The following is a 15,562-nucleotide window of genomic DNA, read 5'->3' on the forward strand; positions in this document are numbered from 1 at the left end:
AATGTTTTTTTATTGTGCAGTAGTTTTAGCTTGTATTCGAACTAAAATGACGGCAAATTGTGCTTTAGTCGTCTTGTCATGTAATCCAAATGCACCATTTGAATAACCATTCATAATTTTAGTTGAAGTCAACGCACTGATGTATGGAGTTGCCCAGTACGATTTGCTAATGTCTTTGTATGCTGGAGTTGTGCCATCCCCTTTTAATTGGAACGCCAGTGCAACAACTTTTGCCAATTGAACTCGAGTCAAGGGAGCATCAGGATTGAAGTTTGTATCTTTCGTGAATACTCCCGCTTCTGTTAATTTAGCAATCGCCATGTAAAATGGATGCGTTTCTGATACATCTTTGTATCCTGGGTTGACTGGAATACTTTTAGTTAATGGAATTAATCCGAACAATATATTGGCTACTTCACCACGCGTTATGGCTTGTTCAGGATAAACATTGCCTTTTTCATCTAGATTATAAACTTTGCTAGCGAGCAACAAATTCAATTCCTTCTCAGCCCAGTGACCTGCTGGAACATCTTTCGCAACTACTTGTCGTTTGGCTAAACTTTCTAATAAGGCTTCACTCATTAACTTATATCCTTCCGTATTTGGATGGATATCTAATGGGTTTGGCAAATACGCTTTCGGATCATTCCCAAACTTTTCGTATACAGACACAAATGTTGCACCTTGTGAAACTGCAACACTTTCAATCGTTTTATTCAACGTATGTGTTAACTCGATCAATTTAGGCTTTTGTACATCCGCTACATAAGGAAAAGGGAAATAATATCCCATAACGTAGACTTGTGCTTGTGGATTCAATTCTTTAATTGCATTTAATATTAATGAGTAATTTACTGCTACATTCTTTAAGTTTCCAGGTATTTTCGTCTCATCAAGAACGAGCACTTTTTTCTCGGAATCTAGCTTAGCGTCTTTCAGCAAATCAATTGCACCTGCAGAAATAGTAATCGTATTCGAACTTTTGACAGCTTCTCTGACTTGTACATTCGTCGTTAAGTCTTCTAACACATCATTGGTTTTATCTCCAGGTACAGCAAATGCCTTCGAATAACTACCAAGAAGATTTTTCTCTTTTAAAGCAGCTGCTGTAAAATCCGAATACCCATTATCAAGCGTTTTATATGGGGTCGACCCTGCGGCCAGTGAATCACCCAACGCCAAATAATTCACTGTGCCTGCATTTGCAGATGCATTTGGCACAACAAGCGATAGTACTAATACAAACAGTAAAGTCACACTGATTATTCTTCTTTTCCATGTTTCTCTCATTATGATTGCCACTCTCCATTTCATTTTGCACCTCTAAATGTATGTAGAAGAGTGTTGAAGTATACTAAATTTAAAAATTTGTACTCTACAATTAATACTCTAGATTAATGGACATTTATCTATTACCCAAAAAAACTGTTGATTCATCATAACTTTCCTGGGTTTCTGGCTTACATAGCTTAAAAGAAAATTCAAAAACTGATCCAGTGCCGATATCACTATTTACATGGACAGTACCCTTCATTGCCCTCACGATACTAAAAACAACCATCATACCAAGACCAGTACCACCACCACCTTTGGTTGTGTAGTATGGTTCACCTAAACGACTGACTTGTTCCTTCGTCATACCCATGCCTGTATCTTGGATGATAATTGTAATGTTTTGTGTTGTGGATTCAGTTTTGATAGACAATACACCACCACTGGGCATCGATTCAATTGCGTTTTTCATTACATTAATAAAGCATTGTAGAAACTTCTGTCGATTTCCTTCAATTAATCCCACAGCAGAAAAATTCGAAGTAAACTCGACTGAATTTCGATTTGCTAATGGATACAATAGCTTTAATACATTGCTGAGTTCTTCATTGACATTAAGTTTTTCCAACGATTCTAGTTCTGGTTTTGAAAAAGTTAAATAATCTTGTATGACTCTTTCAGCAGACTCTAGTTCTTCTTTGAGGATTGCGAGGTACTGGGCTCTTGTTTCTTTCTCAAGCGAATCATCTTCCATTAGTTGCACAAAACCAATTGCAGATGTTAAAGGATTTCGTATCTCATGAGAAATCGCTGCTCCCATCTGCTCAACTACTTCTAATTTTTTTGATTTAACAAGGTGATTACGAATTAAAAGGTTTTTATTAATAATTTCTATGCTACATGAAATCATTGCAACTCCAAGTGGGGGGACTACCATATATGCAAACCAAACGTCAAATGTTTGTATGGGAACGTTAAGAATTTCAATTCCAATTAAGATCATCAAACTAACTACTATTGTGGTACTTACTGAATATAGAATTCGCTGCTTGGAGGTACGTTTGTAAAACCAGGGAGAGATACGCCAGATCAAAAAGCTAAATAAACCATAAAATATTAAACCTGCAAAAAATCCAAGATCAATTCCGTGCAATCCGCGAATACTTACCAATACTAGACCCAATAGGGGACTCAATCCCATATAGAGACTACCTATCAAAAAAGGCACAATACGTAAATCTAATACCATTTCATCATTTAATCGATAACTAAAGATATTACAAATAATTAAGGCAACAACAAAATATAGAACAGCGGTTATTTTGTACACGCGATGACTGTTTGATTTTTCCACTCCTAGTAAACAAAAAAAGAGTAAAACAATCAATAGAGATAGATTAAATAAAAAATGCATGGTTAGTTCCACATGAATACCTCTTTTAGTTGATTTATAGGTATATTCTACCTTTTAAATAATACTATACACTATTTTTTTGCATTGTTTAAATAATTCTATTAACTATTATTCTATCTTTTTAATTAACAAATTCCAACCAAAAAAAGGCACATCAACAATGCGAATTGTTGGTGTGCCTTTCATGACATTAAGCAATCTTAGGTAGTAGCATATTGAATTTGATTTCTCCCATTTCCTTTTGCTATATATAGCGCTTCATCTGCTTTCTTAAGTAATTGACTAGCTTTTATTTCAGGTGCTGTCGCAACCCCTGCTGACAATGTAAGCTGGATGTGACGATCGTTAACTATGAATGGTGTTTCTTCCGTAATCTTTCGTATTCTTTCAATAACATGAAGAACTTCTGTTTGATTACATTTCGGGAAAATAATGACAAATTCTTCCCCACCGTAGCGAGCAATCACATCAATGCTTCTAAGATTATTTGAAAGGACCTGACTTACTTTTTGCAAGACAATATCGCCAACCAAATGTCCGTGCCGATCATTGACTTGCTTAAAATGATCAATATCCACAAACACTATTGAGAGAGGATATGCATCCATTTTTCCGGATGTGAATTTTTCAAAATAGGTCATGAAAGCACGTCGATTATATAGTTGAGTAAGCGGATCTTTCCTCGACGAATTCAATAAATTAATCTTGTTGAGGTACTCATCACTCAAATCCTTTACCATCCATAAGAGAACAAAACTCAAAATTATGTTGACCGGGAAAACCGTAGGGACAATGACACTTATATATATATTGAATGGTACAACCCCGATGAGTGCAATGAGAATCGTGTTGATAATATTCAAAGCAACCACAAGAAAAATCATTTTGTTCGTACGCGTCCATTCTCTTGATATCCACGATAGCAACATGGCAATCACGGAAATGATGATCATGATATAAAGTCCATTGGTTGCTGCTGGGGTTGCGCCAAATGAAAACCTGGTTAAACCTATTCCTGATCCAATAACAAGTATGTAAAAGAGGTTTGGTGAATACATGGCCGCTATAATAACCGGTATTAACCTAAGATCAAAAATCGCAGCATGAGTTATGTGAATTCCAAAAATCATCGAGCACCATCCAGCAAATATACCAATAAGAACTAGCGTATATTCGATAAATTTTTTCTTTGAATTGACAAGAAATTGCTTGTATAGAAAACCGCTTACATAAATAATGCTCAACAATATGGAAAAGTTAATTAGATACTCCTTGATGCTTATCATTACTAGCCCCCTTATTGATAATTTAAAGACTGCAGCGTTACATCTATTCCCTTTTTCCTGTTCAGTAAACCATTTGACTCAATACTTATTCCCTAAACCCTTCATGCTAATTGGGTGTATTAACCCACAAAAAAACTGATATCTAAGAAAAAAGTATCTTCTCAGATATCAGTGGATCGTTGTAATTAGACCAATTTTTCTACAAAAACAACCTTTAGGTAGTTACCTTCTTTAAATTCTTCAATCGTTTTAAAATCTTGAGGAAGAGAAAATTCTTCATGAATTTTATATTTCCCTTTGGTGGCTTTAAATGCTTTGTCGATAAACCCTTTAAATTTTTCCATGCTGAAAGTACTACAATTGGATGAAGCTACTATAATTCCATTTTTTTCAGTAATGGCAATCGCTTGCTGTAGTAATTCCGGATAGTCTTTACCTGCACTAAACGTGTGTTTTTTTGAACGAGCAAAGCTTGGCGGATCAAGAATGACCAAGTCGAATTTCAGTTCTTTTCGAACGGCGTATTTGAAATAATTAAATACGTCTTCGACAATAATATCTTGAGCTTCGAAGTCGATGGCATTTACGCTAAACTGTTCGATTGTTTTACTTTTACTCCGATTGGCAAGGTCGACACTCGTTGTTTTTATTGACCCACCCAGTGCTGCAGCTACGGAAAACGCGCCCGTATAAGAGAATGTATTCAACACTGTTTTTCCGCTTGAATATTTATTGCGTATCGTTTTTCTAACATCCCGTTGATCCAGAAAAATCCCGACCATCGCTCCGTCATTCAAATACACCGCAAAATTCATGCCATTCTCTTTTACGATTAACGGGGATGGTGCTTCTTGGCCAAAAATGAAATCATTGTCATCTACATACATCCCTTTGGATGCAAATCGTTTTTTCTCATACAATCCTTTTACATCCATTTGTTTATTGAGGGCTGCAATAATGAGGTCCTTAAACTGATAGATCCCTTCACTATACCAACTGATGACATAATAGCCTTCAAAGAAATCAATTGTAAATCCGCCTATTCCATCTCCTTCGCCATTAAATACACGAAATGCAGTGGTGTTTGGATCATTAAATAGCGAGGAGCGATGGGCGATTGCTTTTTGTAGCTTTAAATCAAAAAACATTTGATTGAACTCTTCTTGTTGATTTCGACTTAATACCCAACCTCTTCCCTTGTTTTGAATTCCATAATACCCTTTTGCAATAAAACGAGAATTTTCATCAACAAGTTCGATAATAGACCCTTCTTTTACTACATCATTCTTATTTTGAATAGCATCTTCCATGATGAGTGGATATCCCGCTTTAAGGTTTTTTATAAAAGTTGGTTTTACAATTAATTTTATGTGTTGTTTCATGTCATCACCCATTCAAGTATTTTTCTTTATTCTACATGTGTTGTCATGCAACATGAAGTTTCTTTACTTCATAAGTATTGTACTAACATCTATTTATTATAAATATACTACACTGTATGCTCGTATTCTCATTGAAAGGAGCTTGAAAATGGCCATCAAACCACCTCAACTTCTACCAGGTGATACCATTGGAATTGTTACTTTAGGAAGTCCGCTCGAAGCAAGTGTCATTAATGAAGGCATTAAAACGCTGGAAGGTTTAGGGTTTAACGTCATTACTGGAAGTTCAGTATATGTAGAAAATGGATTTCTTGCAGGCACACCTCAAGAACGAGCAGCAGATTTCATGAGAATGGTTGAAAATGATGCTGTAAAATTAATCCTACCATCAAGGGGTGGTGTTGGTGTTGCTGGTATTCTTCCATATCTTAACTTTTCAGTCATTCGTTCAAATCCTAAACTAGTTTCAGGATACAGTGACATTACAGTGTTGCTCAATGCAATTTACGAATATGCAAATGTAATCACGTTACACAGTTTACTCCTTCTGGATTTCAATTTAAATACGCCAGTCTATAATTATAACCAATTTTTTGGTGCCACCTCTGTAAGGACCGTTCCATGGCAAATTAACAACCCGCCTGAATTACAACTCATCAGCAAAGTGCCTGGCAACGTCACTGGTCCAATTGTCGGGGGTAATCTCACATCATTTTCAGATACATTAGGCACATCATTTGAAGTCAATACCGCAGGGAAGATTTTGTTATTGGAAGAAACACATGAACCCATAAATACCGTCTATCGTTACTTAAATAGACTTCGATTAGCTGGAAAATTTAACGATTGTATTGGAATTATTATGGGAGAATGTACAAATTGTGCGCCTGCATATGGTGTGACTTATGCTCAACTCATTGATGAATTTCTTGTCCCTTTAGGAAAGCCATTAATGACAAATTTCGCATCGGGGCATGGTACGTATAAAGCCGCTGTTCCTATTGGTGCAACTGTAAATTTGAATACTCAAAACTTGACAATAACCGTCATGGAATCCACGGTCAGGCCTTGAATCAGTTATTTATTAAACAAATCAGTTATTTTACCAATATAACCCATATTGCTAAATTAGGTTGTTGTAACAAGTATCACATATCGAAAAAACCGATTGCACAATGATGCAATCGGTTTTTTTATGAGAAGTTTACTTTTTCAATAAAGAATTCCATTCGTTTTCAAGCCATTTATCAAAGTCATCGCCTTTTTCACCTTCATACGCATCATACACATCAAGACGCATTTTCTTGAACTTCTCTTTAAATTCTTCATAAGAATGATCTGCTGGAAGACTTTTCTTAATGCGTAACAAGATTTTAGATGTCCCTTTTATGATGTCAAACTTGGTTTGTTTTGGTTTATCAACTTCCTCACCAAAACCTTTTAGCTGACGATATGCTGCTTCCTGTACTTTAAACACAGGATCTTGAGTCATTCTTGATGTCAGCACATCAATAATTTTACTATGCTTATGTTTCCCTAGCTCTTCTACTGCATCATAACGAGCTCTCCAACTAGATGAGCGATTTGCTTCTTTTTTCAGTTCCTCATAATTTTCTGGTAGTTCATTCTTTGATTCTTGTTGTGTCATATATTCCATTCTCCTTTTTCATAATTTAATACGTGTTCTTATTATTCCCTTTTATTGAATGTGTAACCTAGAGAACTGCTCAGATATATAACTAATCTACAGAAATTGCTGCTTATTAAATATACACTCACTATCAAACCACCGCTTAATAGAGTTTAACGAGAACGATTTATTAATCATGATTAATAATCATTATAACAAGGATTTACGTCTTATCCTCATCTATTTATGTTTTATTCTTCTCATTTCTTCATCCTAGGGATAAAAACGCTAAAAAACTTCGATACAATATGCTCGAAGTTTTTTTGCCATTCACTTTTTTCCCTATTTTATAATTGATTTCAGTTCCGACCAATTGGTGATTCGTGGAATTTCTAAGTGTTGGTTATACGGTTGATTCCTCACATAAACTTTCAGCGTATCATCGGACAGTGTATTCAAAACATCTGGCTTATCATCAAAATAATAATCCAATTGTAATGCTTGAATAATTCCCACTTTTTCTTGATCTTTCATTCCGCTAAAAAATCTGTCATCCTGCACAGGAAATCCTTGTTCCTTCAACCAGACTTTCGTACGTGCCCCATGTTCACTCGGTCTGGCAGTAATATAATAAACCTCATGACCTTGCTCGCTCAGTTCCTGCAAAGTCTCCACCGCATCAGGATATGCTGGACAAGATGTGTAATAGATTTCTTCTAATGTGTCGTTCCACATAGCAGAGCCCTGGACTTCTGTAAGTCCAAACGCTTCATGTATTTCCACACGTTTTATTTCATGAAAAACTTCGATTGGAACATTTTGTTTCAAATTCCTATTATAAATATGAAAGGCATGTTCTCTTAAATTGATGAGTGTATCGTCTATATCAAATCCAAATTTCATAATAATCCCTCAACTATCAACTAATTTTTGTAACTCGGGTAGCCAATAAATTTAAAATCTTTTCCTATTTTCACGATATCAGTCTCCAACAGTTCTACTGCATCACTCATGTGATCAATGCCTTGCCCTTCCAAGAAAGTAGGAGCAAGTCGACCACCGATTAATTTCGGTGCGATATAAAGGATGACCTTATCAATTAATTGGTTTTCTAAAAATGCAGCGTTGATTGTCCCGCCACCTTCGATTAATACAGATGAAATCAATTTTTCACCTAAAATTCGAACGACATCTACAGGATCAACTACCTTCTTCCCACTCGTGTGGAAAACAGAAATCCCTAGATTTTCTAAAGCTGTTCTCTTCTCTAGATTATAGTTCATACTAGTAAAAACCCATGTATCTGCTAGTTTGTCTGTCACAACCTTAGCATCTAAAGGAATTTTTAACGTTGAATCCAAAATAATTCGAATGGGATTGCGGCCATTCGGTATTCTGGTTGTTAACTCTGGATTGTCCGCAATTACTGTATTTACGCCAACCAAAATCGCCATATTCTCATTTCGTAGGCGATGGACATCATATCTTGCTTCTTCAGATGTAATCCATTTACTATGTGAAGTATGTGACGCAATTTTCCCATCCAACGTGATACCGGATTTCAAAGTGACAAAAGGTTTGTTTTCAACAATAAACTTATTAAAAACTTCATTCATTTTTTGGGATGTTTCTTCATGAACGCCAATCACTACTTCAATACCTGCATCCTCTAAAATCTGGACACCTCTGCCTGAAACAACCGGATTTGGATCAAGCGTCGCTATAACAACTTTCTTGATCCCCGCTTCGACAATTGCCACGGCACAAGGGCCTGTTCTCCCATGATGAGAACAAGGTTCAAGTGTGACGTAAATCGTTCCACCATTTGCTTTGTCGCCAGCCATGCGAATCGCGTGAATTTCTGCATGAGGCTCCCCAGCTTTCAAGTGTGTTCCAACTCCAACAATACGGTTGTCATTGACTATTACTGAACCCACCAAAGGATTCGGATCAGTCTGACCTTTCATTGCTTGTGCATTTTTTATTGCAAGGTCCATATAAAAGTCATGATTCGTCATGTGGATTTTTCCCTTCATCCTTTAAATGACCTGATCGATTAATTTTGGTTTGTAAATAACCCTCATTGAATTCGGAAACATCTCCCCATAATGGTGTTCGTCCAGAAACTGGGAGTCCTGCATCCATTAATGCAGCAAGCTTTTTAGGATTATTTGTTAAAAGTGTTACCGGTTTTGAACGTAATTCTTTCAGCACTTGTATTGCATCATGATAATTTCTTGAATCATCGACAAATCCTAGCTTTTCATTTGCCTCAACTGTGTCATAGCCATTTTCCTGGAGGATATAAGCCATTGCTTTACTAAATAGGCCGATTCCTCTGCCTTCATGGTTAGCTAAATAGAACAAAGCTCCTGTTCCATGATCAACAATCATTTGCATCGACTGTTTCAGTTGATAACCACAATCACATCGTTTGCTGCCGAATATATCACCCGTATGACAAATCGAGTGCATTCTCATGAGTGCCTCTTCTTCGTGTTCAAAATCACCATAAACAAGAACACTTGATTGTTGATACTCAGCTAAATTTGCTGAAGATAAATTATCGATGACTTGTTGAATATTTTCACTTTCTTCCTTGGCATTTAACCAGCAGTACCATTGGAATACGACAGTCTCCCCATACAAATTAACAGGTAGTCGAATGGGTCCTACTAAATATATGGCACCCTCATTTAATTTTATTAATTTAATTTTATTTTTCAAAACAGATAAAGCTTCTTGTGGAACTATCTGTGTTTTACTCATTATTAACTTCCCCTTTTTTTATCTTTTCTTCTCGTTAGTTAAACGCATAAATTTAGGTAACAATTCGTTTGTTAGTTACTTTATGTAAGTAATTATATTTTTGTAACTTAAATTTGTCAAGAACGTTCGCCTTATTTTCGTATTATTGTACCATTTTACGATTGTAACCCGCTTATTTAAAGAAGCGAATTCCTGACGTTTGGAATTCGCTCTATTTTAGACTTCAATTATGATTGGAATGATCATTGGTCTGCGTTTGGTTTGTGCAAATAAATACTTTCCAACTGAATCTTTTATGCTTTGTTTTTGGATATTACGTTGAGGTCCATTTCCTCGTTGTAAATTAGTAATGGTTGTGACAACGATACGATCTACTTCTTTTAAGAGTTCCTCGGAATCGCGTGCGTAGACAAACCCACGAGATATCGTATCAGGACCTGTAATAATCTTGCCATCCGATTTATTCATCGTAACAACAATAACTAACATTCCATCCTCAGAAAGTAGTTTACGATCCCGCATCACAATATTTCCGACATCACCAATTCCAGTACCGTCTACGAAAACGTGACCTGCTTGTACTTTTCGTGTCTGACGAGCTATTTTGTCGTTAATATCCACTACATCCCCATTGTTAATAATAAAGATGTTTTCTTTCTCAACTCCCACAGATTCTGCTAAAAATTGGTGCTGACGCAGCATTCTAAATTCACCATGAATGGGAATAAAGTATTTGGGTTTCATCAGTGTCAGCATTAATTTCAGCTCTTCCTGACAAGCATGTCCTGAAACATGCATACCAGTTACACTTCCCGAACCATAAATTACGTTCGCACCCAATTGGAATAGATTATCAATAATGCGAGCAACACTTTTTTCATTTCCAGGTATTGGTGATGAAGCAAAAATCACGGTGTCTTCGGGTAGGACTTCTAATTGACGAAAGTTTGAACTGGATAAACGGGATAGAGCCGCCATAGGCTCACCTTGACTTCCCGTACATAGAATAGCCACCCTCTCCGGGTCCATCCCTCTGACATCATTTGCATCAATTAACATCCCTTCAGGAAGATCCAAATAACCTAGTTCCGTAGCAACCGTAACCACGTTGACCATACTGCGGCCAAGCAATGCTAGCTTGCGATTTGTTTTTTGGGCAGCATCTACGACTTGCTGTACACGATGAACATTAGAAGCAAAGGTTGAGATAAACACTTTTCGATTCGCTTTGCGGAATTCTTCTTCAATCAGACCGCCTATCCGTTTTTCAGAGGGATTAAAGCCAGGACGTTCTGCATTGGTACTTTCAGATAATAAAAGCAAGACACCGTTCATCCCTATTTCTGCCATTTTATGAATTTCAGGATATTCATTGTTGACGGGAGTTAAATCAAACTTAAAATCACCTGTATGAACAACGGCACCTTCTGGCGTGTGAAAAACAATTCCTAAACAATCGGGTATACTGTGATTCGTTTTGAAAAAAGTTAATCTCACCGGTCCAAACTCCAAGTCTGAATCAGACGTGATGTTAACTAGCTTTGTATCTCTGATCAATCCATGTTCTTTTAACTTCAGTTCAATTAATCCATTCGTGAATCTGGTTGCATAAACTGGCATATTCAATTGTTTTAATAAATAGGGAATGCCACCGATATGATCTTCATGTCCATGCGTAACAATCAAGGCTTTAATCTTATCTTGATTATCCTGTAAGTAAGAAATATCTTGAATAATCAAATCGATACCTAATTGACTCTCATCAGGAAATTTCGACCCACAGTCGATTACAAAAATATCCTCTTCATATTGTAAAACATACATATTCTTTCCGATTTCATTAATGCCACCTAAAGCGAACACTGACAATGCATTTTCTGTTGTACTCAATTTTAGAATCCTCCCACTTTCAATTACTATGCAGAGTATTCCCTTTTAACTATCTTTTATTATACGGAATGTATTAATTTTCAAAAAAAGAGTTGGCCCTTTGTATGGGTCAACTCTTACATAATTTATGAATGAAATATTTAAAATAGCTTTTCTTTATTTCCAACGTTCGAGTTTATGAATATTTCTAGTAAAGAATCCAGTAAAGACCTTTGGAATTTTAAATTCAATCAATTTGGCTTTTACCCTTTCCTTCATTTCATCTACAGTCAAGTCTGGGGAAGTAAAGACACCATTCTGAAAACAATGGCTACAATACGTTGAACTCTTGCTCCCATTCTGTTCTGTACCTCCCCCTTCATCGTCCCTTGAAAGAGGCATTCCACAACTTTGACAATTTTTATTTGATTTCATGAACACTATCCCCCTTCTTTATCTTTAATAAATCAATCCTAGTTCCAATCTTTTTCACTAACATCGAAGTTCTTTTCAGCCCACGCTTCGGCTTCTTCAATAGTTTCCAGTTGTTGATCATCTTGTATTGTCCAATCCTTATCACACATAAATAAATAGTACGTGTTATCTTCTTCATACTGGGCAATTGCTAAAGCAGTGATTGCAACTTCAGTGGTTGACCCACCTTTTTCTTCAAAAAACATTAGACTTAATTTTTTGCTTGCATCATTTGGAGTATGCTTTAATACTTTAGCTCCATCCAGTTCAGTAGGTACATTCATTGTCATTGTCATAGTCCTCTTTTCATTAATTTGGAATATATTCAACTATACTCTATTATTTTCAGACCTTCCACAATCGAAAAATCAAAAACCGTTCATTTTCATTATGTTCATAAAGTCCGTGAACCTTCACTTCTTTCAAGAATTCGAATGTGGTTCGAGTTTCAAGAAACTGGATATATTCTGTAGTGGGATAGTAAAGAATTAAATCCACCGCTCTCAAATGCAAATCGACTGAGCGAAGAATATTTTCGACCACTTTCATGAAGATCTGAATGGAAAACGGATTAAAAAAATAAAAAATACTATCGGTAGATCTAACTTCATAATCTTGAGCCAGACAATTTTCAAATTCTATCGTATCGCTTGATTGCTTAGCCGTTTTCAAGTAGCTATTTAAATTATTATTCGCATCCTGATGCAGTCGTACACTCATCTCAATCCCAGTAACTGATGCACGAAAATGATGATGAAGATAAAAAGAGAGACGTCCTTTGCCACATCCATAATCCACAACATGATCCATTTTTGTAAGTTCATAATCATTAAAAAGTGCATCCAATGCCTGGTAAGGAGTTGCTTCATACCGATTATTGTGGACCGATTGACTTAGTAACTCCAGCGTGCCCACTGTCCTGATACGAAGAAATTGATCGTATTCTTTCTCATTCATGTTGACCCTCTATTCTTATCTCACTATACAGTGCATTTCAGTTTCTGCCTTATCCCAAGAAACCGTGTACCCTTTACCTTTGGAGCAAAAAATCGATGATGAGCTATATTCGGGATCTGCATCTTTATTATAAGCCAATCTTTCAATAACCTCTTCTTCGTTATGGCATCGCTCGTAACCGCCAAAAACGAGGTTGAGCACCCCTTTTCCCTGTGTAAAAGAAGCCAGCTCAGATGCGTAATTCATGAATGTTGCAACGGGTACTTTCCCCGTCAATATTGCCTTATCTCCTTCTGTTTTTGGAGAGTCGAAAAATCCATGAGCGACTTGGATATCAGATAGCACTTTTCCCATCAGATCCAAGTCTACTTTCACTTTGAAATTGTAGAATGGTTCCAACAAGTAGTTTGTAGTTTTTTCCATTCCTTGTCTCAATGCTCGGTAGGTAGCTTCGCGGAAATCGCCGCCAGATGTATGCTTAATATCTGCTCTTCCTGTTAGAAGAGTGACTTTCACATCTGTTAAAGGTGAGCCAGTTAGTAAGCCATTATGAGATTTCTCAAAAAGATGATTCCGTACTAAGTTTTGATTTCCTATCGATAAATCATTGGCATGACAAGAATTATCAAATGTGATTCCACTATTTCTGTTGCCTGCTTCCAACTTAAGATGAACTTCTGCGTAATGTTTCAGTGGCTCAAAATGACCATATCCAGTCACCGTTGAGGCAATTGTTTCTTTATAAAGAATCTCAGGTTCTTCAAAAGTGACGTCAAAACGAAACCTTTCTTTTATGAGTGGTTTCAAGACTTCTAATTGGATTGTGCCCATCACATGTATATGAATCTCTTGTAAACGTTCTTCCCATGTGACATTTAATGATGGATCTTCCACATCCAATAGTTGAAAGCAGCGTAAGGCTTCTTTGATATGCACGGTTGGGTCAATGACTACCTTGGACTTTAAGGTTGGGACCATTTCATACACTGCTTTTTCTTGGATCGTGCCTAATCCATCACCAATCGCTGCAAAGGATAATCCGATAACCGCAAATAATTCACCTGCTATTACCTGCTCCACTGTCTTGTATTTTTTCCCATTATACACTCTTATTTGCGTGATTTTTTCAGTGTTTCCATTATAGGTTATTACATCCCGTACACTCATTGTTCCACTTAGAGCTTTAATAAAAGTAACTCTAGCCCCTTTATCATCATGTCGAATTTTATAAACGCGACCAGAAAATGCTTCGCTAGATTCGTAATTCGTAACGGTTAATTGATGGAATTGATTCAAGAAATCGAGGATTCCAATATCTAGGAGTGCAGAGCCACTTGAACAAGGAAAGACTTTCTTTTCAGCAGTCAACTCAATCATGGTTTTTAACCACAAATCCTTTTGATAACCCTCTACCATATAGTGCTCTAAAAGGATTTCATTGCGCTCAGCTACAAATTCAATAAGGTCCTCATTCATTTCACCCTGTTTAAATGAATCAGTTAAATGACAAACATTAGCAGTTAATTCTGAACGTATTTCATCTAGCACCCTTTTAACATCTGCACCTACTCGATCTGTTTTGTTTATAAAGAAAAAAGTCGGCACTTGGTGTTTTTGCAGCAGCTGCCATATCGTGGTAGTATGCCCTTCAACCCCTTCGACAGCACTAATAATAATAATGGCATAGTCCATCACCTGGACAGAACGCTCCATTTCAGGAGAAAAATCCACATGTCCAGGATTATCAATTAAATAATAGGTAGAATCTAGATAAGAAAAGGTTGCTTGATCTGCAAATACGGTAATCCCTCTTTGTCTTTCTATTTCATGACTATCAAGAAAGGTATCTTTATGATCCACTCTACCTCTTTGCTTAATACTCTTGGTATGGAATAGAATTTGTTCTGCAAAGGTGGTTTTCCCCGCATCAACATGTGCAAATACCCCAATTGTTTTATTCATACTGACACCTCACATACCTTCATACTATCCTAGAATCCAGTAAATATAAAAGCAGATACCCAAAAAATAGGTACCTGCATCATTAAATAGATTAAAATTAGCCAATCCTGTTACATAAACTAGTCATGTATCTTTTTCATAGCCGCAATGTCAGTTTGACTATAGCTGCCTTCATCTCGAGTTCCTGTTGTTTTAGCGAGCAATTCCTTTACTTCATTATAAGTCAGGCCTGAGTTTTCATTATTTCTTTTCACTTCATCAATATTTGTTCCAACCACCGTAAATCCGTCCGGCTTCTGAAAATTCCCCAATTAAATTCACCTCCGACCATTATCAATTCATTAAAGTTCATTTTATAAATCCTAACGGCTAGTGTTGCCGTTAGAATTTTTAAATCGTTATTTGTTTGAGTATTACACTTTTAAATTCCTACACTAACATTTGATTTATTATGTTCAAGTCCAGTACTTTCATTCCTCTGACTTACAATTTCCTACTATATAAAAATTGGCAAAATAGAAAGAGTCCCAATGTGCATTGAGACTCT

General features: G+C 36.4%; 15 protein-coding genes. 1 reads left to right on the top strand and 14 read right to left on the bottom strand.

Annotation, left to right across the window (positions count from 1 at the left end):
* Positions 1 to 9 precede the first annotated feature (9 nt).
* From GY23_RS09645 to GY23_RS09660, 4 genes are all read right to left on the bottom strand, one after another.
* Complete coding sequence (locus GY23_RS09645; RefSeq protein ID WP_075619023.1) at positions 10 to 1,314, bottom strand: S-layer homology domain-containing protein; 1,305 nt, start codon at positions 1,312 to 1,314, stop codon at positions 10 to 12.
* Between the two features lie 91 nt (positions 1,315 to 1,405).
* On the bottom strand, positions 1,406 to 2,698 hold the full coding sequence (locus tag GY23_RS09650) for a sensor histidine kinase (protein ID WP_075619024.1): 1,293 nt from the start codon (positions 2,696 to 2,698) through the stop codon (positions 1,406 to 1,408).
* Between the two features lie 188 nt (positions 2,699 to 2,886).
* Entirely contained in the window at positions 2,887 to 3,972 is a 1,086-nt protein-coding gene (locus GY23_RS09655) for a GGDEF domain-containing protein (RefSeq protein WP_075619025.1), read from the bottom strand.
* A 185-nt stretch (positions 3,973 to 4,157) separates the two neighbouring features.
* Complete coding sequence (locus GY23_RS09660; protein WP_075619230.1) at positions 4,158 to 5,354, bottom strand: class I SAM-dependent rRNA methyltransferase; 1,197 nt, start codon at positions 5,352 to 5,354, stop codon at positions 4,158 to 4,160.
* A gap of 148 nt (positions 5,355 to 5,502) precedes the next feature.
* Here GY23_RS09660 and GY23_RS09665 point away from each other — a divergent pair, with 148 nt between their 5' ends.
* A complete protein-coding gene (locus GY23_RS09665; protein ID WP_075619026.1) occupies positions 5,503 to 6,426 on the top strand; it encodes a S66 peptidase family protein in 924 nt (307 codons plus the stop codon).
* Positions 6,427 to 6,558: 132 nt separating this feature from the next.
* On the opposite strand, the gene GY23_RS09670 is transcribed toward GY23_RS09665, so the two are convergent.
* The 10 genes from GY23_RS09670 to GY23_RS09715 all read right to left on the bottom strand — a co-directional run bounded on the left by GY23_RS09670 (position 6,559) and on the right by GY23_RS09715 (position 15,326).
* Entirely contained in the window at positions 6,559 to 7,002 is a 444-nt protein-coding gene (locus GY23_RS09670; RefSeq protein ID WP_075619027.1) for a HEAT repeat domain-containing protein, read from the bottom strand.
* 324 nt (positions 7,003 to 7,326) lie between these two features.
* The gene (locus tag GY23_RS09675) at positions 7,327 to 7,887 is read right to left on the bottom strand and encodes a 5' nucleotidase, NT5C type (protein ID WP_075619028.1); all 561 of its coding nucleotides are present in this window, start codon (positions 7,885 to 7,887) and stop codon (positions 7,327 to 7,329) included.
* Positions 7,888 to 7,907: 20 nt separating this feature from the next.
* Positions 7,908 to 9,002, bottom strand: a complete 1,095-nt coding sequence (gene ribD / locus GY23_RS09680; RefSeq protein WP_075619029.1) for a bifunctional diaminohydroxyphosphoribosylaminopyrimidine deaminase/5-amino-6-(5-phosphoribosylamino)uracil reductase RibD — start codon at positions 9,000 to 9,002, stop codon at positions 7,908 to 7,910.
* The gene (locus GY23_RS09685; protein ID WP_075619030.1) at positions 8,989 to 9,753 is read right to left on the bottom strand and encodes a GTP cyclohydrolase II; all 765 of its coding nucleotides are present in this window, start codon (positions 9,751 to 9,753) and stop codon (positions 8,989 to 8,991) included. Before GY23_RS09685 ends, ribD begins: the two co-directional genes overlap by 14 nt.
* Positions 9,754 to 9,969: 216 nt before the next feature.
* Positions 9,970 to 11,643 (bottom strand): ribonuclease J, encoded by a 1,674-nt coding sequence (locus tag GY23_RS09690; RefSeq protein WP_075619031.1) that lies wholly within the window; start codon positions 11,641 to 11,643, stop codon positions 9,970 to 9,972.
* A gap of 156 nt (positions 11,644 to 11,799) precedes the next feature.
* Positions 11,800 to 12,057, bottom strand: a complete 258-nt coding sequence (locus GY23_RS09695; protein WP_075619032.1) for a zinc ribbon domain-containing protein — start codon at positions 12,055 to 12,057, stop codon at positions 11,800 to 11,802.
* A gap of 38 nt (positions 12,058 to 12,095) precedes the next feature.
* Entirely contained in the window at positions 12,096 to 12,386 is a 291-nt protein-coding gene (locus tag GY23_RS09700; protein ID WP_245827634.1) for a hypothetical protein, read from the bottom strand.
* Positions 12,387 to 12,441: 55 nt separating this feature from the next.
* The gene (locus GY23_RS09705) at positions 12,442 to 13,053 is read right to left on the bottom strand and encodes an SAM-dependent methyltransferase (RefSeq protein WP_075619033.1); all 612 of its coding nucleotides are present in this window, start codon (positions 13,051 to 13,053) and stop codon (positions 12,442 to 12,444) included.
* A gap of 15 nt (positions 13,054 to 13,068) precedes the next feature.
* Complete coding sequence (locus GY23_RS09710; protein ID WP_075619034.1) at positions 13,069 to 15,015, bottom strand: GTP-binding protein; 1,947 nt, start codon at positions 15,013 to 15,015, stop codon at positions 13,069 to 13,071.
* A 119-nt stretch (positions 15,016 to 15,134) separates the two neighbouring features.
* On the bottom strand, positions 15,135 to 15,326 hold the full coding sequence (locus tag GY23_RS09715) for a hypothetical protein (protein WP_075619035.1): 192 nt from the start codon (positions 15,324 to 15,326) through the stop codon (positions 15,135 to 15,137).
* Between the last annotated feature and the right edge of the window lie 236 nt (positions 15,327 to 15,562).

Source organism: Paenisporosarcina indica (assembly GCF_001939075.1).
GTDB lineage: Bacteria > Bacillota > Bacilli > Bacillales_A > Planococcaceae > Paenisporosarcina > Paenisporosarcina indica.

What these genes read in the sequence shown, in the direction of transcription:
- GY23_RS09685 (WP_075619030.1), bottom strand. Translation starts at nt 9,753, where the DNA reads ATGAGTAAAACACAGATAGTTCCACAAGAAGCTTTATCTGTTTTGAAA.
- GY23_RS09695 (WP_075619032.1), bottom strand. Translation starts at nt 12,057, where the DNA reads ATGAAATCAAATAAAAATTGTCAAAGTTGTGGAATGCCTCTTTCAAGG.
- GY23_RS09645 (WP_075619023.1), bottom strand. Translation starts at nt 1,314, where the DNA reads ATGAAATGGAGAGTGGCAATCATAATGAGAGAAACATGGAAAAGAAGA.
- GY23_RS09670 (WP_075619027.1), bottom strand. Translation starts at nt 7,002, where the DNA reads ATGACACAACAAGAATCAAAGAATGAACTACCAGAAAATTATGAGGAA.
- GY23_RS09665 (WP_075619026.1), top strand. Translation starts at nt 5,503, where the DNA reads ATGGCCATCAAACCACCTCAACTTCTACCAGGTGATACCATTGGAATT.
- GY23_RS09655 (WP_075619025.1), bottom strand. Translation starts at nt 3,972, where the DNA reads ATGATAAGCATCAAGGAGTATCTAATTAACTTTTCCATATTGTTGAGC.
- ribD (WP_075619029.1), bottom strand. Translation starts at nt 9,002, where the DNA reads ATGACGAATCATGACTTTTATATGGACCTTGCAATAAAAAATGCACAA.
- GY23_RS09660 (WP_075619230.1), bottom strand. Translation starts at nt 5,354, where the DNA reads ATGAAACAACACATAAAATTAATTGTAAAACCAACTTTTATAAAAAAC.
- GY23_RS09705 (WP_075619033.1), bottom strand. Translation starts at nt 13,053, where the DNA reads ATGAATGAGAAAGAATACGATCAATTTCTTCGTATCAGGACAGTGGGC.
- GY23_RS09675 (WP_075619028.1), bottom strand. Translation starts at nt 7,887, where the DNA reads ATGAAATTTGGATTTGATATAGACGATACACTCATCAATTTAAGAGAA.
- GY23_RS09700 (WP_245827634.1), bottom strand. Translation starts at nt 12,386, where the DNA reads ATGACAATGAATGTACCTACTGAACTGGATGGAGCTAAAGTATTAAAG.
- GY23_RS09710 (WP_075619034.1), bottom strand. Translation starts at nt 15,015, where the DNA reads ATGAATAAAACAATTGGGGTATTTGCACATGTTGATGCGGGGAAAACC.